This is a genomic window from uncultured Slackia sp., from assembly GCF_934630525.1.
Taxonomy (GTDB): Bacteria; Actinomycetota; Coriobacteriia; order Coriobacteriales; family Eggerthellaceae; genus Slackia.
In genome coordinates this window covers 35,684-60,867 of record NZ_CAKTVX010000011.1, presented here as the reverse complement: position 1 = coordinate 60,867, position 25,184 = coordinate 35,684, and the positions used below count along the sequence as shown (strand labels likewise).

Genomic DNA, 25,184 nt, shown 5'->3' with positions numbered 1-25,184 from the left:
CGGCATGCGCCTGGTTGCCGCATGGGGCGGGCGCGAGGAGCTCGCTTTTTAGCTGGGGCTTGATTCGCGCTTGCGTTCGGCGCCCACATGACGGGCGCGTTCATCGTCACGTTTTGCTTCGATTGGCTCGCTCGCGATAGTGCCTAAGCGGTCGCTCACGGCGGCGAGGCTTTGGTAGAACGCTGCGCGCTGCTCATCGGTGAGGCTGTCGTCGATTTCCCGAAGCACCGTCGCGATTTTTTGGGCAATCGCGTCGCCGGCCTGCTCGCCTTTCTTGGTGAGCACGAGCGGGCACTTGTAGAGCTTGGCATCGTTGGCGCTGTGCTCGATGAAACCTTCCGATTTCAGGTGGTCGATTGCGCGCGACACAGCCGCTTTGTCTTCTTCGCAGCGCTCGCACAGCTCGGCCGCGGTAAGGCTTCCCTGCGAACGCAAGTAGTGCAGGCACGATACATGAATGCTTTTCAGCCCCCAATCGGCCATTTCCTGGTTTTTGATTTTGCGAATGCTGCGATTGATTCGGCTTATGAGAATGGTGAACGTCTCGAATCGGTCTTCCATGGCGCCTTTCCAGATGATTGATGTTGACAAATCAACATGTGGAAGTTGACCATAAACTTGTTGATGTGTCAACAAGTTCCGCAGAAAGCACTCCGCTTGGCGTACGCGAAGGTCGCTTTTTAGCTGGGTGGTGTCGTATACTTTTTGTAGCTGTTCCGGGCGCCTTGAGCGTTCGGAATGCCGTACAACGCGACGGAAGGGGAGGCGCGCATGGCCTGGGGCGATAAGAAAAACGACAAGCGTGCGAACGAGAGCCCGTTCAACGCGGGCGACCCCACAATGCCGTGGGATATTCCTTCATCGACGAAGGCGTACAAGAATCGCGCGCAAAATCCGTTCGGCGAGCCGGCAGAAGGCGGCGTTTCTGCGCCGGTTAGCGAGCCGAAGGCGGCTTCTGAGGAGGCGGATCGCTCCGCCCATCCCGCTCGTCCTGCTCAGTCTGGCGATTCTTCGCGTTCGAGCCAGCCCGCTTGGCCCAATCAGCCCTCTTCCCAAGATTCGCCTTTCAGCGCGCCCGCTGGCAATGTGGGCCCATCCTCTGCGCCCACCCCGCCGCCGCCTCCGAATTTCGAAGGCGTGGGCAAAAGGGCGGCCCAGAGCAAGGCTGCTTCGAGGTCCAAGGGCAAGTCTCCCGCGGTTGTCGTGGGCATTATCGCAGCGGCGTGCGTCGCCTTCACGGTTATTTTGGGCGCCATTGTCGCGCTCGATTCTCTTTTCGACGAGCAGGCCCCCAAGTATGGCGATGTCGACGATACTGAAGTCATTGGCTCCGACCACGAGGTATACGCTCCGGAGACCGACGACGAGAAGGCGATATTCGATGTGGCGACCAGCCGTCTCGGCAGTGTGGCATCGGGCGATGACGAGGTCCTTCGCGCGGCAATCGCCAACGATTTCGCCGATTGCGTCTTGGGTTATACGGGCGAGTCGGCCGCTTCCCTGGGCCTCGATGCCGACGCGTATGCCGATTGGGCCATGCGCTCGCTCGTGTATGAAGTCGACTGGGTGTACGTCGACGACGAAGCTGACGAGGCGACGGTGTATTACTACGCGAATTCCTATCGCAGCTACGATGTCGCGAGGGAAGTGTGCTACGCCATTGCAGATGGAGTCGACGCGCAAGAGGCCCTTTCGAACGCATGCGAGAATGCCGAAATGGGCTATGAGCTGTTTTTGACGGTAGACTTGGAGAAGGTCGGCGGCACGTGGCGCATCGACGAATCGGAGTGGGCCGACCCCAGCGAAAACGACCTGTTGTGGCTGTTCACGTAGGCGGTTTGCTGAGGGCCGCGCCGTGCCCATTGGCAGGTCGCCCATGGCGCGCCGTTGCTCGCTTATAGCGCTGAACCTTTCGAAACGTGGATAGGCTTATTGCGGGCCGCTTCCCATTTCTTCGATTGTGGGGAAATGGGAAGCGGCCCGTTTCGTTGGTGCCACGTCCGTTCGCGGGCGCGTAACGTCCCTTTAACTCTGAGATACACGCTGTTACGCGACTTGAAACGTGCCTGAAAAACATCTCCCGTAGCATTTCCCTCGTCGAAAGAGAAAGAAAGCGCTCGCGTTGGAGAGATTTCCCCCTTATGGCTCTCCAACGCGCACGCTTTCCCGAGGGAAAGGCAGTGCTATGGAAGACTTCCTTACATCGTTTTTCATAACGCCATTTACGAGTTTGGGCGAAGGCTTGGCCGCCGCCACGAGTCCGCTTGACGTCATCGACGCCGTCGACGGCTTCGTGTGGGGCCCCATCATGATTTTGCTGCTGCTTGGCACGCACATTTTCATGACGATTCGCACCGGCTTCATCCAGCGCAAGCTTGGCACCGGCATCAAGTTGTCGGTCACCAAGGACGATCCGTCCGACGCCGACGGCGACATCACCCAGTTCGGCGCGCTCACCACGGCGCTCGCTGCCACCATCGGCACGGGCAACATCGTCGGCGTGGGCACGGGCCTTCTGTTCGGCGGCCCGGGCGCCATCTTCTGGATGTGGATCACCGGTATTTTGGGTATCGCCACCAAGTATTCCGAGGTCTTCATCGGCGTGAAGTACCGCGTGAAAGACCACTCCGGCAAGATGCTCGGCGGCGCGATGTACGCGCTCGAGCGCGGCTTCAAGAACAAGAAGCTCGGCCGCGTGCTTGCTGTGCTGTTTGCCCTGTTCGCGTCGCTGGCCGCGTTCGGCATTGGCGCTTCGACCCAGTCGAACTCGCTCGCCGATGCGCTGTACAACACGTCGCTCATCGACGGCGCGGCCATTCCGCAGTGGCTCGTCGGCATCGTGGTCGTGGCGCTTGTGGCTATCGTCATTCTGGGCGGCATCAAGTCGATTTCCCGTGTGTGCGAGAAGCTCGTTCCCGTCATGGCCATCTTCTACGTGGTGTGCTGCATCATCATTATTGGCCTGAACGGCCAGTACCTTGGTGAGGCCATTCGCCAGATCATCGTGGGCGCTTTCACCCCGGCAGGCGCCGCCGGCGGCGCGGTTGGCTCCACGGTTACCCTGGCTTTGCAGTTCGGCTTCAAGCGCGGCATCTTCTCCAACGAATCGGGCATGGGCTCCGCTCCGCTCGTCGCGTCTTCCGCCACGACGAAGAACCCCGCTCGCCAGGCGCTCGTTTCCATGACCGGCACGTTCTGGGATACCGTCGTCGTCTGCTTGCTCACGGGCCTCATGCTCATGACCACGCTGCTCGCCAACCCCGAGCTTTCCACCGCAATCGCCGATGGCGCCATCTCTTCGGGCGCTGGCCTCGCCACCGCGGCCTTCGAGAAGATTCCCGTGTTCGGCCCGTTGGTGCTGCTCGTTGGCCTGCTGACCTTCACTTACTCCACCATTCTCGGTTGGAGCCAGTACGGCAATCGCGCCATCAGCTACCTGCTTGGCAAGAAGGCCGTGCTCCCGTACTACATCGTGTTTCTGCTGTTCGTCTTCTGGGGCTGCATGATGGTCGGCGACGCAACCGGCAGCGCCGCGGTTTCGAATCTGAGCTCGGTGGTGTGGAACTTCGCCGACGTGATGAACGCCCTTATGGCGATCCCGAACTGCATCGCAGTGCTCGGCCTTTCCGCCATCATCGCTCGCGAGACCAAGCACTACGTCTACGACGGCAACCTCGACGAGGTTGACGACACCGAGATTCCGCAATACGACGAAAAGTAATTCGCCGGCGGTATTCCCTCACAACCTAGGCGGCTGCCTTCGGGCGGCCGTCCCCTTTTCGGGAGGGGCGCGCATGCCCCCTCCTTTCTTGTTCCCAAATTACGGCATTTGCTTGGAAGGAAGCGCCTGATTATGGAAGGCCTTGGCCGCCGCAATGGCGCATTCGGCCCCATCGTGGAAATGGCCATTCCCATGAACGATCGCGTGTGCTGGTTTGGCGAAGGCGTGTCCCGTGCGAGCGATTTCCACCTATGATTTTACGGCCGATTCGCAGACCTGCATAAGCTGCATGCGTTGCATGTGCGATTGTCCCGCTCATGCGCGCAAGGTTAATGGCCTTATGGCGAAAATCGCATCGGCCGCCATTGCGAAGGAATGCAACGTTCGCAAGGAAGCCGAGTTGTTCCTTTAGACAGCTTTCATCTGAGGGGCGGGCGTTGGCCAATTCATGCGGTTCTTCTCGATGGAGGGGGCCTTGTCGTGCGTTGTCGTGCGCGAGTTCGAGAAACGGCGTTCCCTGTACGCTTCACTTTCGGGACAGCCGCTTCACAATCTTAAACTTTGCTTTTGACACTGTCGCTTCAGACCCCCTGGATTTCAGCGTTTCTAGCGTGGCCTTTGTTGTCAACGACGTCGATCCCTCGGCGCGTTTCCGGTTGCGCGGTTACTCCGCTTCGAGCTTCGTTACGCGGCAGACATTGGTGTGCTGCGGGTTGCCTTTGGCGAGCGGCGAGGGGCGATACACGGTAAGCGTGTTGATGCAGCCCCCGAAGTCGACCTCGCGCTCGTTAACGCGCCGCGCATCGTACCAGGCACCTTGTGAAATCGCTACGGTCCCTTCGACAATATCGCTCGTGAGCTTCGCCGGCAGGCACAGCTCGCCCTGGTAATTTCTCACGAGCACTTTGTCCCCATCGGCGATGCCTCGTTTGTTCGCATCGCTCGTATTCATCCATACCACCTGCGGAAACATCGATTTCAGCTTCTCGTCGAATCCCCAGCTCGAATGGATGCGCGCGCGGTCGTGAAAACCCGTGAGCCGCAGCGGCATTTCGGCATTGGGAATGCCCGCTTCCGTCCATTCGGGAATGTAGGCGGGAATGGGCGCGAGGGTTGAAAGACACGCGAGCGTGTCGCCCTCGCGCAGGTCCCAGCCAGCCGTGTCGCGCAGGATCGCTTCGCTGAAAAGCTCGATTTTGCCCGACGCGGTCGCAAGCGGATGCTCGTCGGGCGATTCGCGGAACGCCTTAAGCGCGACATGCGGTCCGCGCCATACGCTCACGATGCCGGCGCGCTGCGCCTCGTCGAATTCGGGAAGGCCAAGTTCGGGCTGTTGTTCGCGCGCTTCGTCGTAGAGCACGCGAATCCAGTCGCTTTCGGTGCGGCCCAGCGTGAATTCTTGCTCGACGCCGAGGCTCGCGGCCATGAGACGCGCCATCTCGTAGGCGCTTTTCTGCTCGTCACGCGCGGTGGGCACGGGCCGCCCCGTCACGATATGCCCTCAATCGGCGCCGCCCGAGGTTTGCGATTGCTGCTCGATGCGCAGCAGGTCGGGGAATATGATGTCGGCGTATTTCAGCGAATCGCACATCACGGTGTCGATGCCCAAAATGAACTCACATTTGCTCTCGTCGGCGAGCACTTCATGGGAATGACGCACGTCTGAATGCTGGTTGGTGAGGCTGTTGCCCGCGTAGTTGATGAGATATTTGATTCCGTGTTCAAGGCGGGACGCGCCGCGAACGCCGCTGTTTTCGGCGGTCATTTCCTCGCCATGCTCAATGGCATGAATGGTCTCGAACACGGGGATGCTCGCCGCCACGGGGTTTTGTCCTGCGGGAAGCGAGCTCGAAAGCACGCGGTGGTGCCAGGGATACAGGCCGTTTGACGTGCCTTCGAGGCCGACGTGGCCGACGAGGCACGGCAGCGCCATGACCGCCCAGGCGTTCCATTCGCCGTTGCTGCGCCGCTGTGGACCCCAACCCGACAACACATGGAGGCGCCGGGCGTTCGCGATGCTGCGCGCAAGCGAGCGAATGTCGCTCGCCGCAATGCCGCACATGCCTTCGGCCCATTCGGGCGTTTTCGCAGTGCGGTCATAGCCTTCGCCCGTCACGTAGTCGTGATACGACATATGCTTTCCGCGGAAAGCTTCCGGCATGGTCGTCTCGTCGAAGCCGACGCAGTATGCATGCAGAAAGTCCAGGTCAACGACATTCTCCTGGATAAACTCCCACGCAATTGCCGCCACAAGCGCCGCATCGGTTCCCGGCGTGATGGGCAGCCATTCGACGTTGCCCACGACCGATTCGGTCTTGCGCGGGTCAATGACGATGATGCGCGTGCCCTCTTGCTTTGCCAGGCGTCGCCATTGCGCGCCGATGTTCGCGCCGCCGTCGTTGGCGACAACGGGGTTCGCGCCGAAGGCGATCACGAGGTCGGCCGAAAACGCCTGCTCAAAGGAGCTGCCGTTGTCGGGCTTCATTCCGAAGCAGTATTTCGCGGCCCAGGTGGCCTGCGCGCATGAGTAGTCGTTGTAGCGTGATAGGTAGCCACCCAGGCAGTTCATGAGCCTGTTGAAGGGGCGCGCGGTGGTGCAGTTCGCGTTCGTGCCGTAGGCGATGAAGACGGCGTCGTTGCCAAAGCGGTCGATGGTATCGCGCAGCTTACTCGATGCGATATCGATTGCCTCGTTCCATGTGATGCGTTCGTAGAGGCCCGATCCTCGCGGTCCCGTGCGTTTGAGCGGCCATTTCAGGCGCAGCGGGCTCTGAGCCCAGGCGAGCATGCGGCGCCCGCGCACGCAGGCTTGGGGCAGGGGCGTGCCGTCAGGCGCGCTCGCCGGGCACGAGCCAACGCCCACGGCGCGCCCGTCTTCGACCTCGAAGCGCAGTGCGCATCGGCCCCCGCAGTTGGCGGCGCAGTGGCTCCAAATGACTTGGATGGCGGTGGGCGTGTTCGCCGTTTGAGCCTCGACGCATCCTGAGTTTGCGAAGCGCGTATTGTTGGTAGATGTATCCATGGAATGGCCTAGCGTGAAGGAAGGTTGCACGAGCCATTGTATGGCTTTGCGGCCAATGCATCATCGCAATTGCTCCTACAAGCGCTCGAATCTACGGTTTTCCGAATTTAATTCAACCGCTTCGCCGTCCGCGTTAATTCTCGGCTTGAATTGCGGTTGCGTGGCGTTTGCATATCGCCACGAAATCGGCGACTTTTTCTCGTTCGGGATGCTTGCGATACATGACATAGATCGGATAGCGTGCACAGCCATTGTCTATGAGGCGGCCTTCGAGTTTCGCGCTCACATTGGGATCGAGTATGTTTGCCGCATTGCCGAACACGATTTCGTCGTCTTCCAAAATGAACCCGACCATATCGAAGTCGGTGAAATCGCGATAACGGCATTTTGGCCGAACGCCGTTGCGACCCAACGCATTGATGGCCCCGTCGAACACGGTTTGGAGTTTCGCGTTCGACGAACAAAGCAGGTATTGGCCGTCGAGGTCCTCGAATCGAAGCGCGTCCTTTTCCTTCAAGGGGTTGCTTTTGCTGAAAAATACGGCCAAAGGCAATTCGGCGATTTTCTCGCACATGCAATCGGGCAGATCTTCGTCCGGAGGTCGGAATACAATTCCGACGTCGGCCGATCCTGACGCAATCGATTGCCCAATTGACGAGAAATCATCGTGAACGAAGTAAGGCTCGGGCGTATCGGGGAAGCTGCGGGCGAATTCCGGAACGGCTCGATAGAATATGTCTCCCCAAATGCTGTTGCTGGATAGTGGCATATTGAGGCGAATCGCTTCGGACGACTTGCGGGCTATAACCTTGCATTGCCTGACAACCTCGTCGTATCGCGACAAAACCTCGTCGCAGCCCAAAAGGAAGTAGCGGCCCTGAGCTGTAAGGGCCATCGGGTTGCGATTGAGCAGGCGAAACCCGAGCTCCTGTTCGAGCGATGCGATATGGCGGGTGAGGGTGGGCTGCGAGATATGGAGCTGATCGGCTGCGGTATTGAAGTTCAGCGTTTTGGCAAGGACGCGGAACTCTCGTATATTCTCAAACATTTTATCCCCCCAGATATTCAAGGCCTTGTCGTTCTACCATGATACCCCTTCGAAGCTTCGTTTCAAACCGCACGCTTCATAGGCAATCGAGGTCGCTGCGCCGCATATTCCGAATTGGGCCATCGCGATGTGAATCGCCGATTCGGAATATGAAAGCCCCTTCCAGACATTGAGAGAGCCTTCTCAAAAATGTGGCGATTTAATGAACCTACAGCCCAAGGATTGGGAAAAAAGGACTAAAAGGGGTCGAAATGAACGAAAACATGGCTATGCTTGGCCGCCGCAGCTTCTTGATGGGCATGGGCGTCATGGGAGCCGGTATCGTCGGCATGAGCACGGCTGGCTGCTCGCCCAAACCTAAGGAAGAGGAGCACGCTTCCGGTGATGCCGCCAATACGGAGCCCAGCGAGGTTACTGCCGATACCGTCGAGATCATCAATACGCGCGACCTGATGACGCTCGAAGAGCTCAACGCGAAGCGCAAGCAGCTGGTTGATTCCAAGACCGACGACTATGTGAAGGCCGACGGCACCGTTGTTCCTAACGTGTATGTGAAGCTGCAAGCTTTGCTGAACACTTACGGCAATGGCGTCGGCTCCGAGATTCACGACAACAGCTTCAACGAGGTCATGTATCTTTTCAAGCCGGAAGAAGCCCAGGCGTATCTCGAAATGCCCATGGGAGTGATGTTCACGGCCAAGCAGTTCGCCGATGTTTCGGGGCGTGCCGAGGCTGATTGCACCACGGTGTGCGACGACCTGGCTTCGCGCGGCTTGTTGTTCCGTACGGTGTCAAACGGCGAGCCCCAGTACCATCAGCTCGCTGAGGCCCATGGCATTTGGGAGTACAACATGGGCAATTACGAGAAAAACAACGGCGAATACGTGAAAATTCACTCGAGCCAATGGGGCACCGATATCGTCTACCAGCTCTACAATGCCCGCACGAGCTTCTATACGCCGGTTCCCGTGAGCCGCGAGGTGGTCGGCGACAGCTCGATCGCCCTCGAGTACGACGATTACGAGGCTGTGATCAAGAAATTTGACACAATTGCGGTATCTCCCTGCCAATGCCGCTTGAGCCACAAGGCGGTCGGCAAGGAAGACCCGGGCGACCATCCTCTCGAGACGTGCATCACGCTCGGTGAAGAGGCCGAGTACTACATCGCCAACGGCATCGCTCGCCAGATCGATCAGCAAGAGGCGCTTGACATCGTGCACCACAGCGTCGAGTGCGGCATGGTAATTCAAATTTGCAATTCGAAAAAAACCGAGGTCATTTGCTCGTGCCACGGCGATTGCTGCGACATTTTGGGAAGCTATGTGACTATTGCGCAATCGGAGGACCTCAAGCCCGAGGATTTCAACGTCTTCGAGCATCTGAGCCACTACAACCTGCGTCACGATAAGGAAACATGCTTGAAGTGCGGCAAATGCGCCGAGCGTTGCCCGCTGTTCGCGATTACGATGGATGAGGAAACGGGATTCCCCACTGTGAATGGCACCTGCGTGCGCTGCGGCCAATGCGGCACCGTATGCCCGGTTGGCGCCCGAACCCTGCATTTGGCCGACTCGATCCTCGAGTTGCCCGACGATTTGCTTGACGACTACAACACCAAGGCGAAGTATCGCTTTGCCAACGACATGGTGTATTAGTTTCTCGCTGTCTAGCCCCTCCCAGCCCCGCACGTCGGCCTCATAGCCGACGTGCGGATTTTATATTGGAATAATCGAACAGGAGCAGCTCATGCATGAGATGGCCCTATGTCGCAATGTGGTCGACATGGTTTTGGAGGAAGCAGACAAGGTCGGGGCACAGCGCGTTTCCGGTGTGTATCTTACCGTGGGCTATTCGCGCGATATCGTGGAGAGCCTTTTCGACGATGTATTCAAATGGCTCAGCCGCGATACGAAGCTCGAGGGCGCGAGCCTGTACATCACGCGCGTCCCCTTCACGGTCAAGTGCCTGGAATGCGGCTACATCTATCACGTTGATGTTCACGACCCCGATACGCTCCCGTGTCCGAAATGCGGTAAGAAGCGCTACACGCTTCACAGCGGGATGGAATTCTTCATAAACGACATCGAAGTGGTAATGCCAAGCGAGCCGATTAAGGAGCAATGATGGAAGAAAAGCGAATCATCCAAGTTAAGCGCGACATTCTTTCGGCCAACGACAGCAAGGCCGACGCATTTCGCCGAACTTTGCGTGAGCGCGGGACGTTCTTCATGGACATCATGGCATCGCCCGGTGCAGGGAAGACGACGTTGCTTTTGGCGCTGATCAGGCAGCTGCGCGCGCTTGGACAAAGCGATTTGGCGGTAATCGAGGCCGATTTGGAGTCGGACGTCGACGCCCTAAAGATCAAAGAGGCCGACGTCACCTCGATTGAACTGAACACGCGAGGGGTGTGCCATGTCGAGATGGGCATGGTCGAAGCTGCCTTCGAGCCGCTCGAATCGATGAACCTCGACTGGCTTTTCCTGGAGAACATCGGGAATTTGGTTTGTCCGGCCGAGTTCGATACGGGCGCACACTGCCGAGTGATGCTGCTTTCAGTCCCCGAGGGCTACGACAAGGTCTACAAATACCCTCCCATGTTCTCGCTTGCCGATGCCCTCATTGTTACCAAGAGCGATTACCTCCCGCTCAATCCCGATTTCAAAATGGACGCCCTGCGCGAGCAAGCCGCGGTTCTCAACCCCGATATAAACATCTTCGTCACATCGGCGCGCACGGGCGAGGGCATCGAAGACCTCGCGCAATGGCTCATGGCCAAGCGCTTCGAAGCGTTGTCGTAGCAAGGGTTTCCCAGGAAGGAAAGATATGTGCACAAACGGAATCAACGTCGGGCAATTTGCCACCATGATCGAGCAGATTGACGACCATATAAAGCTCGAGCGCAGGTGGGCCCACAATCTGGCGCACAAGGCGGAAGATGCAGGGTATGAAGCCGTGCATCAAAAGCTGCACGAGGCGCAACACATGCTCGACGACGTGCGGGCCGTGCTCGACGATGCGAAGGACGCTCTCGACGAAGACGCCGCGGCCGCGACGAATTTCGACGTGAAGCTCGTGTAGGCCGATTTCCTCTGGGCCGTTTGATTTGGAATCTCGTATAGGTTGGAGTATATATGGGCACGCCTCAAATTGCGCGTCTTGCCGATTCGGATGCCGATTTCGAAAGATTCAACGTCGTAAGGAATCGCCCGGCGCCGCGCGAGGACACGCTGCGCACGAACGGCAGCAAGGGCTCTTTTGAGTGGTGGTATACCGATGCCGCCTTCGAAGACGGCACGACTGTTGTGGTGATTTTCTTCGCGAAGAACTATTTCGACGTTTCGGGCCCCGCATGGCCCACTGTTGATTTCGAGGTCACGAATAAAAACGGCGAGCGCGTCAACGTGTTCGTTCAAGGCGAAAAGGGTCGCGTCGTCAGCAGTGCAAAAAATGCGTGCGATGTGCGCATAGAAGATTGCTTCATTCGTTGGCAAGAAGACGGCAGCTACCATGTCCGTTATAAAGACGCGTCGATTACCTACGACGCCATTATGAGGCCCAAGGTTCCTATGTGGCGTCCGGGCAGCGGATACTGGCTGTATGGCGAAGGAAAGCGCGAAAAGCAATTCGGGTGGTTCGTGGCGCTGCCCGAGGCCATTGTCGACGCGACTCTCAGCATGGACGGGGCAATGCGTACACTTTCGGGCGGGCACGGCTATCACGACCATAATTGGGGCAACGTGAGTCTCGACTATATTTTCAACCATTGGTATTGGGGCCGCGCGAAAGTCGGCGAATACAATGTGATCATCAGCGATATGATTCTGCATAAGCGCTACGGGAACAAACGGTTGATGTCGTTCATGTGCGCGCAGGGCGACGCAATCGTGTCCGACGACTCTCATATCACAAAAGCCGAGCGCAGCGGCACGCGTATACATCCCAAAACGGGTAAGTTCATCGATGACTCGATCAAAATTATCCAGCATGTCTCCGACGATGAAGAGTACGTCATCAGCCTCGACCGCAAATACGACATTATGTATCGCAGCCTGCTCGAGGTGGTTTCTCCTCTGAAGCGTAAACTCGCGCAAATGGTGGGCATCAACCCCACATATCTGCGCATCGGCGGTGACGTGACGCTGACGGTCAAAAAAGACGGCAAAGTTGAAACGCATACGCAGGAAGGCCTGTGGGAGCAGTATTTTACTGGTTCGAACAAATATCCGACCATCGAAGGCGTAACGTACAAGGTTGACGAATAAGCACCGGCAAATCGTCGATTGGCTCAGTCGTATCGCGATGAAGACGGCAAGGGCGCCGCGGATTGATTTCCGCGGCGTTTTTTTATGCAACGGGGTCCATTTCCTCCAGGCCTTCCGCCTTCGCTTCGGCCTCAATCTCGCGGTCGGTCGCGCTCTTGCGGCTCGGCAGCGCGATGTCCATGTCGAAATCGACCGGCTTGGTGACCAGGCTCACGAGCGGCACAATCGCAAGCGAGAGCACCATGGCGAGCGCGCCACAGTTGATGGGGCTCGCGATAATCGCGTGGCCGAAGAAGCCTGCGAGCATGTTTCCGCTGGTCAGGCCTACGCCAACGATGAAGCTCGTCCACACGGCCGCCTTCGAGATGCGCTTGGAGTACAAGCCCCACAAGAAGGGACCGAGGAAGGCGCCGGCCAGCGCGCCCCAGCTGATGGACATGAGCTGCGCGATGAACGTGATCGACGAGTTGTACTGCACGAGCGCGATGATCGCGGAAATGGCCACGAACGCCATGAGCAGGCCGCGCATCCATACGAGCTGGCGCTTCTCGTCCATGTTCTTCACCACGTTGTCTTTCAGCAAGTCGAGCGTGAGCGTGCTCGACGAGGTAAGCACAAGCGAGCTGAGGGTCGACATCGAGGCCGAAAGCACGAGCACGATCACGAGACCGACGAGCAAATCGGGCAGGGTGGAAAGCATGGTGGGGATGATGGAGTCGTAGATGGGCGTGCCTGCGGCCGACATCTCGATTTGACCCGAGTACAGGCGTCCGAAGCCGCCAAGGAAGTAGCTGCCGCCGGCGACGATCATCGCGAAAAACGTGGAGATGATTGCGCCCTGTTTAATGGCGGGGCCGCTTTTGATGGCGTAGAACTTCTGCACCATTTGCGGAAGGCCCCACGTGCCGAGGCTCGTGAGCACCACAACGCCGAGCAGGTTGAGCAAATCGGGCCCGAACATGCTCACGAACGCGCCTTGCAAATCGGGGTTCGTTTCGGCCTGCACGTGCGACAGGTCGATGACCGCCTGTGAGAAGCCGCCATTGCCGGCGAGCACGGCACAAATTACGGCGGTGATGCCGAACAGCATCACAATGCCCTGCAGAAAGTCGTTCACCACGGTGGCCATGTAGCCGCCGAGCACCACGTAAATGCAGGTGATAAGTGCCATGCCGATGACGCATGCCTCGTACGGCAGGCCGAACGCCATGCCGAACAGGCGCGACAGGCCGTTGTAGACGCTCGCGGTGTAGGGAATGAGGAACACGAAGATGATGGCGGCGGCGGCGATGCGCAGCGCGCGGCTGCGGTAGCGCTTGCCGAAGAATTCGGGCATGGTGGCAGCACCCAGGCGCTGCGTCATTTCGCGCGTGCGGGGGCCGAGCACCCACCAGGCGAGCAGGCTGCCCAAAATGGCGTTGCCGATGCCTACCCACGTGGCCGACAAGCCGTATTTCCAGCCGAATTGGCCGGCGTAGCCGACGAAGATGACGGCCGAGAAGTACGACGTGCCGAATGCGAACGCGGAAAGCCAAGGGCCCACGTTTCGGCCGCCCAGAATGAAACCGGTCACGCTGCCGGCGTGTTTTTGGCACAGGATGCCGATGATGATGGCGATTGCCGCGAAGGCGAGCACCATGGTGATTTTTGCGATCATTGGAATTCCCAATCGGTCTTGCGCGTTTGGGCGCGAGCCGATTTCTCGACGGGGCACCCGTTTGCCCTATTCGCCCCTTATTGAGAAACCGGACCATGCCCAAATGCGCGAAATTACGCGGACATGGAGGCGCACACGACGGCTGTGGCTGTACGCGACGCTGGCGTGCGACGCGACGAGCGGCCCTCGTGCGCTAGAGGTATCGATAGGAATAGAGGTACTCGGGGTAGCGGCCCGTGTGGGCATGGCAGAAGAAGCCGGCGGCGGCTGCGCAGGTATGTGCGGCGGCGTTGCTCACGCATGCTCCTTCCAAATTCGGCCCGAGGAAGCGGGCGACGTGCGCGATCTTCGTTCGGTGTGCCGTGGGCGTTCATTTCGTCGCGCGCGGTTCCCGATTGGTTGCGGAATGCGTTTAGTATAGCGGCGAAATCGCACACGTCAACACTCTAATGCGCTAAAGTGTCGTTTTCCGTTGATGGCCGGTTCGTCGTCGAGCCGATTTACATTTGTCGGAAATTCCGCGAGCAGTGCACGGTTTTTGTTTCGTCCGAGCTTCATTCGTCGGGAGTTTCGTATGCTTTCGCGAGCTTGACGCAATGCGGGCGATGTATTTGTTGAGGTGTCGCCGAATTCGTCGCGCGGGCGAGCTCGTTCGTCGGAAACGCTATTATCCCCTTTGGCAAAAAGTTGATCGCGCGTGCGGCTCAGGAGGAAATCGTGCATATCGAATCGGAATCATCGTTTGACGTTGTCGTCGTTGGCGGCGGCATTGCCGGATGCTGCGCGGCGATCGAGGCGGCACGCGCTGGTGCTTCGGTGTGCCTTGCGAGTGCGTCGGGCGTCTTTTCCGGCTCGAGCTTCTATCCAGGAACGTGGGGCTTGGGGCTTGTCGGGCCTCGCGACGCGTCCGATATCGACGATATGGTCGAGGCGATTCTGCACGTCGGTCGCGGCGTTGCCAATGCGGCGCTCGTAGAGTCGTTCGTGCGGGGCATTCCCGAGGCTATCGCCGCGCTTGAAGCGATGGGTGTTTCTTTGAAGCGACCCGCGAATCCCGATGAGCCGCAATACATTCCCTGCTTCGACCATTCGCTGCGTATGTGGCGCGGGCTTGAGCGCGACTCTATGAAACGCGGCATTGAACAGGCTCTTTGTGAAGGAGGAGTTGTTCGCTTCGACAGGTGCGAGCTGCTTGATATCGCCATGGACGATGGGCGTGTGCGCGGCGCGCTGTTTTTCGACCATTCGGCCAAACGTTTTCGTGCGGTGTCGTGTGGGGCAATCGTGCTTGCGGGAGGCGGCGTGGCTGGGCTTTACAAGCGCAGCCTTTCCGCCTCGGGCAATTCCGCGACGGTTCAGGCGCTTGCTGCGCGCTGCGGCGCTCGTTTGGTGAATTTGGAATTTATGCAAATCATGCCGGGACTTGTGTCGCCGCGCCGCAACATCGTGTTCAACGAAAAGGCGTTTCGTTTTGCGCGTGCTAGGGATGCGTCGGGCAAGCCGATCGCGCGCGATGTCCTTGAGGCTCGCAGCGAGCATGGGCCGTTTTCGTGCGAGCGGGCTGGCGCGCCGCTCGATTTCGCCATGGAAGCATGCGGCGATGAGGGCATGGAAATCACGTGCGACGTGGGCGATGGCTCGCCGGAATTCGTGCGTACGTTTTCCGAGTGGCTCGAGCGGGAATGCGGCGTTTCGGCGAGCGCTCCTGCGCGCATTGCGCCGTACGCGCACGCGTCGAATGGCGGCATCGCGATTGACGAGCATGGCGCGTGCGGCGTGCCGGGCCTGTTCGCGGCCGGCGAATGCACGGGCGGCATGCATGGCGCCGATAGGATCGGCGGCCTCGCGAGCGCGAATGCGTTGGTTTTTGGCCGCCGCGCGGGCGTTGCTGCAGCGAAATTCGCGAGTCGGAATGAATTTTGCGATGCCCATTCCGCGGCGGGCTTCTGTTTCCCGTTGGGCAGTGAATCGGTTTCGTTTGAAATTGAGGAACGTGCATATTCCTCAAGCAGCGCGATACTTCGCGAATTGCGTGAGACGATGTCGGCGCACTGCATGATTTCCCGCGACGCCGAAGGGCTAAAGGCGGCGGCAAGTGCGATTTCCGCTCTTCAGGCACGCGTTGAGGAACCGGCTTCCGCGTCTGGGCTTGCGTCTGCGGCCGTGGCGACAGTCGCGCCTGCGCCTATGGCTGCGCCTACACTTACGCCTGCACCCATGGTTGCATCGACGCCTGCGGCTGCGGCCGCGACTATGTCTTCACTTGTGTCTGGGCTTAAGCCCGAGCCTGCGCTTAGGTCTGCGCCTTCACCTGCGTCTGAGCACGTGGCGATGGCTGCGCTCACGCCGTCTTCCGATGCTGCGTCGATTGCCGCCACCATGAGAATTCGTTTGCAGCTCGAAACTGCAAGCGCGGCCGTCGCGGCAATGCTCGCGCGCAAAGAAAGCTGCGGCTCCCACTATCGCAGCGACGCCGTCCTGTAGTCGGCGATGCGGCCCGCTTGCCGGTGGTTTTGCTTGGTGATGCGGCGTTGTGGCTCAGCAATCGGCGGTATCGTCCAGCAACGGCGATGCGGTTCGGTGCCGTTGAGGCGCGGCTTGGCAGCTGGCGATGATGGCTGGTGGCGCGATGTGGCGACGCGCGACGCGGGGCTGGTTCGGTGTCATCGAAAATCATCCCGCTAGCGTGCTGCGCGTTAGGAATTCGCGGGATCGAAGCGGAATCTGCGCGTGTTTTCGAGGGAATTCGACGGCATTCGGGCGAGGTTTTTGCATGAATTCCGCGGCCTTTGATCATGACTTTCGCGGTGTTTGGAGATGCTATTCGTGCTGTTTGGGCATGAAAATCGTCGCTTTCGAGCGTGGGTATTGCGACTTTCCAGCATGGATTCCGCAGTTTTCGGGCACGAATCTCGCGGCCTCCAGACAAGAATTCGGCAAGGTTTTCGCGTTAGAGTCTTCCGTATGACTATTTGCCTTGCACATATGAGCGCGCTCCAATACTGGAGGGCCGTGCGATGTGGGCTTCGCCCGAAGCCTCGCGCGGCTCGCGTTGCGTTGCCCGCAAAAACGAATAGGAGTGAAGTGACGTCTTTGCGAAACGCCTCATGGTCACAGGGCGTTTTTTCGGGGCGGCTTCATGTGGCGGTATCATGCCAAGGCGGAATGAGAACTATTCCGGGGGCCACATGTCACTGTTTGTCGGGACCGTTTGTTTCGAAGAGTCTTATGCGCATTGGTCGCGACACGTTCGTCTTGTCTCCGGAGGCGACATTTCTCCAGCTTGCGCAGTTTTACTCCTTCGAACAGCTCTCTTTACTCGCATATGAGCTGTGCGGGACCTATTCGCGTGTTATTGGGGAGTCGAATGCTGCTCTTTTGAGGACGATTTCGGGCTCGAGTCGCGTCGTTCCAAAGCCAACTTACGAATCAGGCCATGATGCTTTGCAAGCTTGCTCTGAATCTTATTCCGAAACCTCGGATTATAGCGAGGCGCCTCGCCGAACTATTTTAGATAGCACGTCTGGGCCCAACGGGTCCGACTTTGTGCAGGCTTTCGGGTTCGATAAATTCGCCGCAACGTGTAACTTCAAGTCCGGCTTCGTGTCCTCGGAGCCAATTTCTTCTGTGGGTTCGCTTCTCGCTTTTGCAAATTCCGCGGCGGCATTCCCGGGATGCGCCCGAGCGCGGAAAGCTCTTCGGTATGTGCTCGACCGGTCCGCTTCTCCCGCGGAGTCAAGGCTCGTGTTGCTTCTTTGCACGAAGCGGTCACTGGGGGGCTACGGGCTCCCCCTTCCTCAAATGAACTACCGTATCGACGTTGTTGGCGAAGGGCGAAAATGCACGTCGCACAAGTATTTTGTGCTTGATTTGTTTTGGGAAAGTGCACGCCTTGACGTCGAATACGACAGCGATGCATTTCACGTTTCGAAAGCTGGAATTACTTCTGACGCCGAGCGTCGGAATGCACTCGTTGCAATGGGTTATACGGTTATCACGGTGACGAATGGCCAGGTGTCATCGGTGAATTCCCTTGACGACGTTGCCTTTGCCATCGCCCAGGCGTTAAAGGTTCGTATTCGGCGGCAAAATGGGACATGGAATCAGAAGCGATATGCTTTCCGACGTCGCGTCGACGTTGCCCAGAGGAGCATATAAGGGCGCGGTGTCGTCCAGAGGAGCGCATAAGGGCAGGGGTCATAAAATCATGTGAGGGGTTCTCGAGGGAGGTTTCCATCGAAGGGGCTCCTCTCGAAAGTGTACTCCTCGTGTCAAAAAACGCCACGATTAGGTCGGATTGCGCATGGTGGGGAGGCAAACTTTCGTTTCGCAGTGTGATTGCTGGAAGCAGAAGAAAACTTGACCTGGTGTTTTGTCGGTAAACAGAATGCCGCGTAGGGAGAAGGGGCGCGCTTGACTCTTTTTGGATGGGTTGAAAGTACCTAATCGTGGCGTTTTCTGCCGTATAACCGGCCAAGCGCTGCAATCTAGCCTAATGGTCGCGTTTTTTGCCGCGGTGCTAAGCGAAGGGAGCGGTGTGGAGTCGTATGTTGTCGCGCCGCCGCGCCGCCGCGCCGTCGCGTTGCCGTGATGCCGTGTCGCAAAAATGGCGCGCATTTGTCGTTGGCCGTCCCTCGTCGAGGGGCTGGCATGCAAGCATTATCATGCAAAGCGTAATGAACGCCGAAGAAAGGGGCTATCCCATGGATAAGGAATTGTTCGATTACGTGGCCGAACGCGCCGAAGTGCTCGCGACCAACGATGCGAGCACGCAGGTCACCAAAGACGCGGCAGCTGCGTGGAAGGCTGCCGTCGCGGCGGATGCGAGCGATGGGGCGGTCAGGGCCGCTACCGACAAGCTGCTTGACGTGCTCGAAGGCCGCCCCACGACCATCGACGGCGTGATTGCATTTGCCGAAGGCCCCGCCAAGCAGCTCATGGGCGAAGAGATCGCTGCGGCGATGCTCGCTGAGCAGCTCAAGCGCAAGGAAGCCGGCGCGAAGTACTGCAACTGCCCGTCGTGCACCGCGGCAAGCGAGCTGCTTGCGAAGTTCGGCCGCATCGAGCTGTAGGTTTCTGCTCGCTTAAGCTCGCAGGGGGCCGCTTGGGCGGAGCATTTTCAATGGTGGCGTCGCCGGAGCTTCGACAGGGATTTCGACAGGGATCTCGACAGAGACCTCGATAGAAATTTCAGGAGGCGTTTCGACAAGGGGTTTCGGGGGCGTTTTCCGATTGTCGGTCGATAGGAAACTCTCCCTGAGACATTCGTATTGCCTGGCCATGGCGCCCGCGCCTGGCGGTTCTATCGGTTGTTCGGGGCGGCAGGCGCTTCGGCGGCAACGCCCCGACCCTCTTCGGAGTGGGACAGGCGGCCATCTGGAGGCGTCCTATCGGCGACCCCTGGCGGCTTTTCCATATCGTAGGCAATACGTCGAATGATCCCCATCGAATCCTGTCGGCGACTTACTTCGAACCGTAATGGGCGTTTCGACTGGGGTTTTCGATAAAAGGTTTCAGCGGGGCGTATTGAGAAGGGGCTCAACAGGGGCTCATAAGGCTTTGATCCGCGTTTTGATGGGGCTCGATGAAACCCAGTAGAAACCCATTGCAGACCCAGCAGAAGCCCAGCAGGAATCCGGTAGAGACCTGGTAAGGATTCGGCAAAGATCAAGTAGCGATCCAATAAAGACCCGGTGGAAACCCAGCAGAGATCCAGTAGGATCCTGGCAAGGATTCGGCCAAGGCCCAGTAAAGACCCAGCAGGGACCTTGGTTGGGGTCCAGCGAGGCCCGATAGGGAATCCGGTAGGGCACGGTAGGACCTGGTTGAGCCTCGATAGCGCTCGGCAGGAATTTGGCCCCAAAGGGATTCCTCCCCAGCCCGCATTCCCCAAGCTGCAAGGAGGTGCTCCGTTGACGCGTTATTTCGAATATGGCACCGACGCCATTGAATACCTCAAGGCGAAAGACAAAAAGCTCGGTGCCGCGATCGATGCGGTGGGCGTTGTGCGCCGGGAAATGGACGAGGACGATTTGTTCTCGGCGATCGTGCATCAGATTGTCGGTCAACAAATCTCGACCGCAGCTCAGGCGACCATATGGAATCGCATGCGGGAGCGCTTGGGCGAGGTGACGCCTGCTGCCGTGCGCGCCGCCGCCGAAGAAGAGCTGCAGTCGTGTGGCATCACGTTCACGAAGGCGCGGTACATGAAAAGTTGTGCCGAAAAAGTCGCTTCGGGGCAATTCGATTTGGATGCGGTGCGCGAGATGAACGACGCCGAGGCTATCGCGGCGCTTTCCTCGCTCGAAGGCGTTGGGGCTTGGACCGCCGAAATGCTGCTGCTCTTTTGCTTGGGCCGCCCCGATATTTTGAGCTACGGCGATTTGGCAATCCGGCGCGGCATGCGCATGGTGTACCACCATCGCAAGGTGACGCGCGAGATGTTTGAGCGATATCGCCGTCGCTACAGCCCCTACGGCAGCGTGGCGAGCCTTTATTTGTGGGTGATATCGAGCACGAAGGTGCCTGGCTACGAGCGGGACTATGCGCCGAAAAGGGCGAGGTCGACGAAGGAAGGGAAGCCGGGCGGCACCAAGGCTGGGAAAGGGCTAAAAGGGGATAGGAAGAAGAAGGCTCTCGCTTGCCTTAGGGAGCGCTCGTGAGGTTGAGCTTCGAATGGGCTATCATGCAGGGTATGAAAACCACGTTGAACATAGCGGGCGAGCGCGTAACGATCACGGCCTTTGGCGATGAGGCTCGTGCGGTTTTTGACGGCATGGATTCTGTGGTTTGCGACGACATGAAGCTAGCAGCTCTCGACGACAAGCACTTTGCTCTTTCGCGCAGTGGGGTCTCTATGTCCTCCGACGACGAGTCTTCCGCGTCCCTGGCGCATGAACCTCGCATGTCGTTCGGCGCCGACAGCCTTGCGGCCAGAATCGTCGAATCGCGAGTGCCGCCCGACGGCGGATGCCGTGCGGCTTTTGGCGACGCGAGCCTCGTTCTTGAAGCCGCCGAATCGCGCGTGCCCTCCGACGATGGCCCTCATGCGCCCTTCGGCGGTTCGAGTGTCGGGCACGACGCTACCGAATCTCACGTGCCGTTTGTGTATATGCACGAAATCCAAGACGAAAGCGACGCCGTGTTGAAGCGGTGCGCGGAATTGGGATGTCCGCCGTTTGTGCTGGTCGCGGTTCATGTTCCCGAATGGAACGACATGCTTACGCCATGGGAATGCCCAGGCATTTTTGCCGATGACGCGCCGTTTGCGGGGCATGCGGAGCACCAGCTTGAAATACTTTCGGAAATCGTGCAGAAGACGGAAGAACAGCTTGGCGTGCGGCCGATCCATCGTTGCATTGCTGGCTATTCGCTTGCGGGGTTGTTCGCAACCTGGGCGCCGTTTCAGGCCGATCTATTCGATGCCGTCGCGAGCGCGTCGGGCTCGATGTGGTATCCAGACTTTGCGGAATACGTTGAGGCTGGCATGTTCGACTGCCCGCCGCGATGCGCGTATTTCTCGTTTGGGTCGAAGGAAGCACGCACGCCGAGCCGTCTTTTGCGCGGCGTGGCCGACGGCACGCAGCGCGTTGTCGACGCCTTCAGAATGAAAGGCGTCAAGACTGTTTTCGAAAGCAACCCAGGCAACCATTTCAAAGAACCCGATTTGCGCATGGCGAAGGCGATTTGTTGGGCGGTTTCGAATTGCGGCGAGGACGGGCCATCGAAGTTGAGGGAATGCGAGCTGAGACGCGAGTAGTCGGCGGAAACTCTGAGCGATTCGCGGAGTGCTTGCGATATCGTTCTTGCCGCTGTGAGCGTTTGGCTCGTCGCCGATTTCCGATTAACGACGCCGATTGCTGAATGCCGATCGCCGATTGACGCCGCCGATTGACGCCGCCGATTGCCGATCAGCGATCGCGAATCGCTGATCGCCGTTGTTGTTTCCGCGCTTCTTCTCTGGGCTGTCTCCCCCGATGAATTGCGTTTTATGTTTCTGCATGTGACCACTTGAAAGGATTCCCCATGATTCGTCCCATCGTAAAGTCCCCTGCGCTGCTCTCGACGCCGAGCGTCGATGCCACGCCCGCCGATGCTGCCGTGGGCCAAGATCTGCTCGACACGCTTGCAGCGCATGCGCACGAATGCGTGGGGCTCGCGGCGAACATGATTGGCGTGCGCAAGCGCGTCATCGTGGCCGCGTGCGCGGGCGGCGCGGTGCTCATGTATAACCCCGAAATCGTGGAAGCGTCGGGCGAGTATCAAACCGAGGAAAGCTGTCTGTCGCTCGAAGGCTCGCGTCCGTGCGCGCGCTACAGGCGCATTAAAGTCGCTTATCTCGACGCGTCGTTCACGCCACGCAAAAAGTCGTTCTCGGGTTTCGACGCACAAATCGTCCAGCACGAAATCGACCACTGCGCGGGCATTGTGATTTAGGGACGCAATCGCTTCTCGCGCTTTCGCTGCCGTTGCGCGATGGCATATCTCGCTCAGTCGCGAAATGCGCTATGGTGAACATTCCTGCAAAAAGCTGAAAAGGCGCTCTGAAAGGGGAATCTATGGCTGAAATCGTGCCCTGCACCGACGAGTTTGAGGAATACCTGCGCGACGAATCACGCAGCGTGGGGTCTGCGGAAAGCATCGTGTTCCCCGAATCGGAGGCCGATGTGCGCACCGCGTTGCGCGAGCTGTATGCCACAGGTGCGCCCGTTACCGTGCAGGGCGCGCGTTCCGGCTTGGCGGCCGGCGCGGTTCCCCATGGCGGCTGCGTGCTGAACACGTCGCGCATGAACCGCGTGCTCGGGCTGCGCCGCGCCTCCGACGGCTGCTTCTTCGTGCGCGTGCAGCCAGGCCTTTCGCTCATGGAGCTGCGCGATATGCTGCAGAAGGCGAGCTTCGATACGGCTGGTTGGAGTGATGAAAGCCTCGCTGCGTTGTCGCAGTTCAAGGCCGCTCCTGCACAGTTTTTCGCGCCCGACCCGACCGAGGCGTCGGCGGCGCTCGGCGGCATCGTGGCATGCAACGCGTCGGGCTCGCGCAGCTATGCCTATGGGGCGGCGCGCCCGCACGTTGAGGCGATGCGCGTGGTGCTTGCCGATGGCGATATTCTTGCCTTGCGTCGCGGTGAGGCGTTCGCGGTTGGCCGCGAGCTCCGCCTTGTGACCGAGGGCGGTCGCGAGCTGGTGTTGAACCTTCCCACGTACGATATGCCGAAGGCGAAAAATGCGTCGGGCTATTTTGCGTCCGACGATATGGACGCGATCGACCTCTTCATTGGCGCATGCGGCACGCTTGGCGTGATTTGCGAGCTTGAGCTGGCGCTTTTGCCCGTGCCTGTCGAGGTATGGGGCGCGAGTTGCTTTTTTCCGGGCGAGGCCGAGGCGGTCGAGTTCACGATTGCCGTGCGCGACGCGCTCGAGCATGCAACGGCTATTGAATACTTCGACGGCGCCGCGCTCGATGTTCTGCGTGCGCAAAAGGCGAACAACCCGGCATTCGCCGAGCTTCCCGAGCTCGCCGACGATGCTCGAGCATGCGTATTCGTCGAGCTGAGCTGCGGCGATGAGGAAACTGCCGAAGCCGAGCTCATGGTGCTGTGCGAGCAGCTGGAAGCATGCGGCGCCGATACCGAAGGCGCGTGGGTTGCGACGACCGAGGCCGAACGCGCCGGCCAGCGCTTCTTCCGCCATGCGGTTCCCGAAAGCGTGAACATGCTTATCGACCAGCGCCGCCGTACCGATCCTTCTATCACGAAGCTCGGCAGCGATATGTCGGTGCCCGACGATCGCCTGCGCGATGTGATTGCGATGTATCGCCGCACGCTAGCCGAAGGTGGTTTCGAGAGCGCCACCTGGGGCCATATTGGAAGCAACCACGTGCATGTGAACATTTTGCCGCGCTCCGCCGAGGAATACGCGCGCGGTACCGAGCTGTTCGCGCAGTGGGCCGCCGAGGTGTCGGCCATGGGCGGCGCGGTGTCGGCCGAGCATGGCGTGGGCAAGCTCAAGGCTCATTTCCTCGAAGAAATGTATGGCGCCGACCATATCGCGGAAAGCGCGCGCATGAAGGCGCAAATCGACCCGAAAGGCCAGCTCGGTCGCGGGAATCTGTTTAGCGAAGAGGTGCTTGACGCCGCGTTGGCGGAGTTGGCCTAGGCGCACGAGCGGGAAACGGGCAGGTGTGTTTGCCCGCCTGGTTTGCGGCGTGGCGCTCGCTTCGCCTGGTCCTTCTCTTAGAAACGCAGCGCTTCGGGGTTCAGGCAATCCATCGGACGCACGCCGCTCACGACGTCGATTGCGGCTTGCATGGCGCGGCGGCGAAGTTCTTCGCCCGATTCCTCCGACCAGTATGCCGCGTGCGGCGTGAGCACGGTGTGCGGCGCCGAAAGCAGCGGATGGTCGCGTTCGACTGGCTCGTTTTCGAATACGTCAATGCCTGCGCCCCACAGCTTGCCGGCATTGAGCGCTTCGGCGAGCGCCACTGTGTCGACAACGGCTCCGCGGGCGGTGTTCACGACGATGGCATCGGGTTTCATCAGGGAAATCGCGTGCGCGTCGAGCATGTGGTGCGTGTCGGGCGTAAGCGCGGTGTGGAAGCTCACCACGTCGGCGCGGCGGAGGAGCTCCTCATATTCCACGATGTCATAGCCTTCGGGCGTGCGGCGCCCTGGCACGAGCGAGCGCGACGTGCATATCACGCGGAAGCCGAGCCCCGCGGCCTTGCGGGCGGTCGCGCGTCCGATTTCGCCCATGCCCACCACGCCGAACGCGCGGCCGTAAATCTGGCCCAGCGGGCGGTGGCGGGCGTAATCCCAAATGCCCGAGCGCATGTCCGCATCGGTTTCGCTCATGCGTCGCAGCACGCACAAGGCAAGGGTAATGGCGTGGTCGGAAACCACTTCTGCGCCATAGCCGGGCACCACGCACACGGCGGTTTTGTTTTTCGTGGCGGCAGGCACGTCAATCGTGTCGTAGCCAATGCCCGTGCGGCTTACGACCTGCAGGTTTGGCAGCGCCGCGAACACTTCGGGCGTGAATGTGCCGTATGAGGTCACTATGGCGTCGGCATCGGCGGCGTTGCGGATGATGTCCTGCGGCTTGGGTCCTTGAAACGCGGCAATTTCGACGCCCGCGGCGCGCGCCATGGCGAACTCGAAGTCGCTGTTTTCGAAATCGGAGTCGGTGATGACGATTTTCGGCATGGCGGCAACCTTTCGAATGGGGAGTTTCTCGACCGATTGTACAGCGCGGCGCGTGCCATGCCGAGAAACGAGTCGTGATTGGGTTTGAGCGGCCGCTTTCCGCGCGCATCTGCCGTTTTTTCGCAAAAATAGCCACGAAGTGCGTAGGTCTTTGCGCGGGCGGCGCGCAGCTGTCTTTGTGGCTTTGCAAAACCCCAGGTCACATGTTCTCGAAAAATCGCTCTTCTTGGCGACTTTCGGAGGACCTACGCACTTCGCGACTATTCATGCA

22 protein-coding genes are annotated in these 25,184 nt (G+C 59.3%); 16 read left to right on the top strand and 6 right to left on the bottom strand.

Annotated elements, in window-relative coordinates; all coding sequences use genetic code 11:
- Positions 1-48: 48 nt before the first annotated feature.
- Positions 49-561, bottom strand: a complete 513-nt coding sequence (locus tag Q0D41_RS08725) for a MarR family winged helix-turn-helix transcriptional regulator (RefSeq protein WP_294378025.1) — start codon at positions 559-561, stop codon at positions 49-51.
- A 210-nt stretch (positions 562-771) separates the two neighbouring features.
- Here Q0D41_RS08725 and Q0D41_RS08720 point away from each other — a divergent pair, with 210 nt between their 5' ends.
- The 4 genes from Q0D41_RS08720 (at position 772) to Q0D41_RS08705 (ending at position 4,133) form a co-directional block, all read left to right on the top strand.
- Positions 772-1,833: a hypothetical protein gene (locus tag Q0D41_RS08720; protein WP_294378021.1), complete on the top strand. Its 1,062-nt coding sequence runs from the start codon at positions 772-774 to the stop codon at positions 1,831-1,833.
- Positions 1,834-2,308: 475 nt separating this feature from the next.
- A complete protein-coding gene (locus Q0D41_RS08715) occupies positions 2,309-3,721 on the top strand; it encodes a sodium:alanine symporter family protein (RefSeq protein ID WP_294378069.1) in 1,413 nt (470 codons plus the stop codon).
- 132 nt (positions 3,722-3,853) lie between these two features.
- Positions 3,854-3,976, top strand: a complete 123-nt coding sequence (locus Q0D41_RS08710) for a hypothetical protein (RefSeq protein WP_294378018.1) — start codon at positions 3,854-3,856, stop codon at positions 3,974-3,976.
- Positions 3,954-4,133: a hypothetical protein gene (locus Q0D41_RS08705; protein ID WP_148039724.1), complete on the top strand. Its 180-nt coding sequence runs from the start codon at positions 3,954-3,956 to the stop codon at positions 4,131-4,133. The genes Q0D41_RS08710 and Q0D41_RS08705 overlap by 23 nt, the downstream gene beginning before the upstream one ends.
- Before the next feature lie 252 nt (positions 4,134-4,385).
- Here the strand turns inward: Q0D41_RS08705 and Q0D41_RS08700 are convergent, their stop codons facing one another.
- The 3 genes from Q0D41_RS08700 to Q0D41_RS08690 form a co-directional block, all read right to left on the bottom strand.
- On the bottom strand, positions 4,386-5,198 hold the full coding sequence (locus tag Q0D41_RS08700) for a molybdopterin dinucleotide binding domain-containing protein (RefSeq protein WP_294377994.1): 813 nt from the start codon (positions 5,196-5,198) through the stop codon (positions 4,386-4,388).
- Between the two features lie 24 nt (positions 5,199-5,222).
- The gene (locus Q0D41_RS08695) at positions 5,223-6,743 is read right to left on the bottom strand and encodes a molybdopterin-dependent oxidoreductase (protein WP_294377992.1); all 1,521 of its coding nucleotides are present in this window, start codon (positions 6,741-6,743) and stop codon (positions 5,223-5,225) included.
- A 133-nt stretch (positions 6,744-6,876) separates the two neighbouring features.
- Complete coding sequence (locus tag Q0D41_RS08690; RefSeq protein WP_294377989.1) at positions 6,877-7,791, bottom strand: LysR family transcriptional regulator; 915 nt, start codon at positions 7,789-7,791, stop codon at positions 6,877-6,879.
- A gap of 251 nt (positions 7,792-8,042) precedes the next feature.
- Here Q0D41_RS08690 and Q0D41_RS08685 point away from each other — a divergent pair, with 251 nt between their 5' ends.
- From Q0D41_RS08685 to Q0D41_RS08665, 5 genes are all read left to right on the top strand, one after another.
- Entirely contained in the window at positions 8,043-9,446 is a 1,404-nt protein-coding gene (locus tag Q0D41_RS08685) for a 4Fe-4S binding protein (RefSeq protein WP_294377986.1), read from the top strand.
- Positions 9,447-9,537: 91 nt separating this feature from the next.
- Positions 9,538-9,915, top strand: coding sequence for a hydrogenase maturation nickel metallochaperone HypA (locus Q0D41_RS08680; RefSeq protein ID WP_281668093.1), 378 nt, complete (start codon positions 9,538-9,540; stop codon positions 9,913-9,915).
- Positions 9,912-10,592 (top strand): hydrogenase nickel incorporation protein HypB, encoded by a 681-nt coding sequence (hypB, locus tag Q0D41_RS08675; RefSeq protein ID WP_294377981.1) that lies wholly within the window; start codon positions 9,912-9,914, stop codon positions 10,590-10,592. The genes Q0D41_RS08680 and hypB overlap by 4 nt, the downstream gene beginning before the upstream one ends.
- 25 nt (positions 10,593-10,617) lie before the next feature.
- Complete coding sequence (locus Q0D41_RS08670; protein WP_281668091.1) at positions 10,618-10,872, top strand: dynein gamma chain protein; 255 nt, start codon at positions 10,618-10,620, stop codon at positions 10,870-10,872.
- A gap of 53 nt (positions 10,873-10,925) precedes the next feature.
- Complete coding sequence (locus Q0D41_RS08665) at positions 10,926-12,056, top strand: lipocalin-like domain-containing protein (RefSeq protein WP_294377974.1); 1,131 nt, start codon at positions 10,926-10,928, stop codon at positions 12,054-12,056.
- A gap of 82 nt (positions 12,057-12,138) precedes the next feature.
- Here Q0D41_RS08665 and Q0D41_RS08660 read toward each other — a convergent pair whose 3' ends face one another.
- Positions 12,139-13,713, bottom strand: coding sequence for a sodium:solute symporter (locus tag Q0D41_RS08660; protein ID WP_294377971.1), 1,575 nt, complete (start codon positions 13,711-13,713; stop codon positions 12,139-12,141).
- Between the two features lie 717 nt (positions 13,714-14,430).
- On the opposite strand from Q0D41_RS08660, the gene Q0D41_RS08655 reads away from it, so the two are divergent.
- The 7 genes from Q0D41_RS08655 to Q0D41_RS08625 all read left to right on the top strand — a co-directional run bounded on the left by Q0D41_RS08655 (position 14,431) and on the right by Q0D41_RS08625 (position 23,867).
- A complete protein-coding gene (locus Q0D41_RS08655) occupies positions 14,431-16,197 on the top strand; it encodes an FAD-binding protein (RefSeq protein WP_294377969.1) in 1,767 nt (588 codons plus the stop codon).
- 1,317 nt (positions 16,198-17,514) lie between these two features.
- Entirely contained in the window at positions 17,515-17,871 is a 357-nt protein-coding gene (locus Q0D41_RS08650; RefSeq protein ID WP_294377968.1) for a DUF559 domain-containing protein, read from the top strand.
- A gap of 545 nt (positions 17,872-18,416) precedes the next feature.
- Positions 18,417-18,785 (top strand): 3-hydroxyisobutyrate dehydrogenase, encoded by a 369-nt coding sequence (locus tag Q0D41_RS08645; RefSeq protein ID WP_294377966.1) that lies wholly within the window; start codon positions 18,417-18,419, stop codon positions 18,783-18,785.
- A gap of 840 nt (positions 18,786-19,625) precedes the next feature.
- A complete protein-coding gene (locus tag Q0D41_RS08640; RefSeq protein WP_294377964.1) occupies positions 19,626-20,375 on the top strand; it encodes a DNA-3-methyladenine glycosylase in 750 nt (249 codons plus the stop codon).
- A 23-nt stretch (positions 20,376-20,398) separates the two neighbouring features.
- Complete coding sequence (locus Q0D41_RS08635; RefSeq protein WP_294377962.1) at positions 20,399-21,472, top strand: alpha/beta hydrolase-fold protein; 1,074 nt, start codon at positions 20,399-20,401, stop codon at positions 21,470-21,472.
- Between the two features lie 266 nt (positions 21,473-21,738).
- Complete coding sequence (locus Q0D41_RS08630; RefSeq protein WP_294377961.1) at positions 21,739-22,149, top strand: peptide deformylase; 411 nt, start codon at positions 21,739-21,741, stop codon at positions 22,147-22,149.
- A 122-nt stretch (positions 22,150-22,271) separates the two neighbouring features.
- Positions 22,272-23,867 (top strand): FAD-binding oxidoreductase, encoded by a 1,596-nt coding sequence (locus Q0D41_RS08625; protein ID WP_294377959.1) that lies wholly within the window; start codon positions 22,272-22,274, stop codon positions 23,865-23,867.
- A 77-nt stretch (positions 23,868-23,944) separates the two neighbouring features.
- Here the strand turns inward: Q0D41_RS08625 and Q0D41_RS08620 are convergent, their stop codons facing one another.
- A complete protein-coding gene (locus Q0D41_RS08620; RefSeq protein ID WP_294377956.1) occupies positions 23,945-24,913 on the bottom strand; it encodes a C-terminal binding protein in 969 nt (322 codons plus the stop codon).
- Between the last annotated feature and the right edge of the window lie 271 nt (positions 24,914-25,184).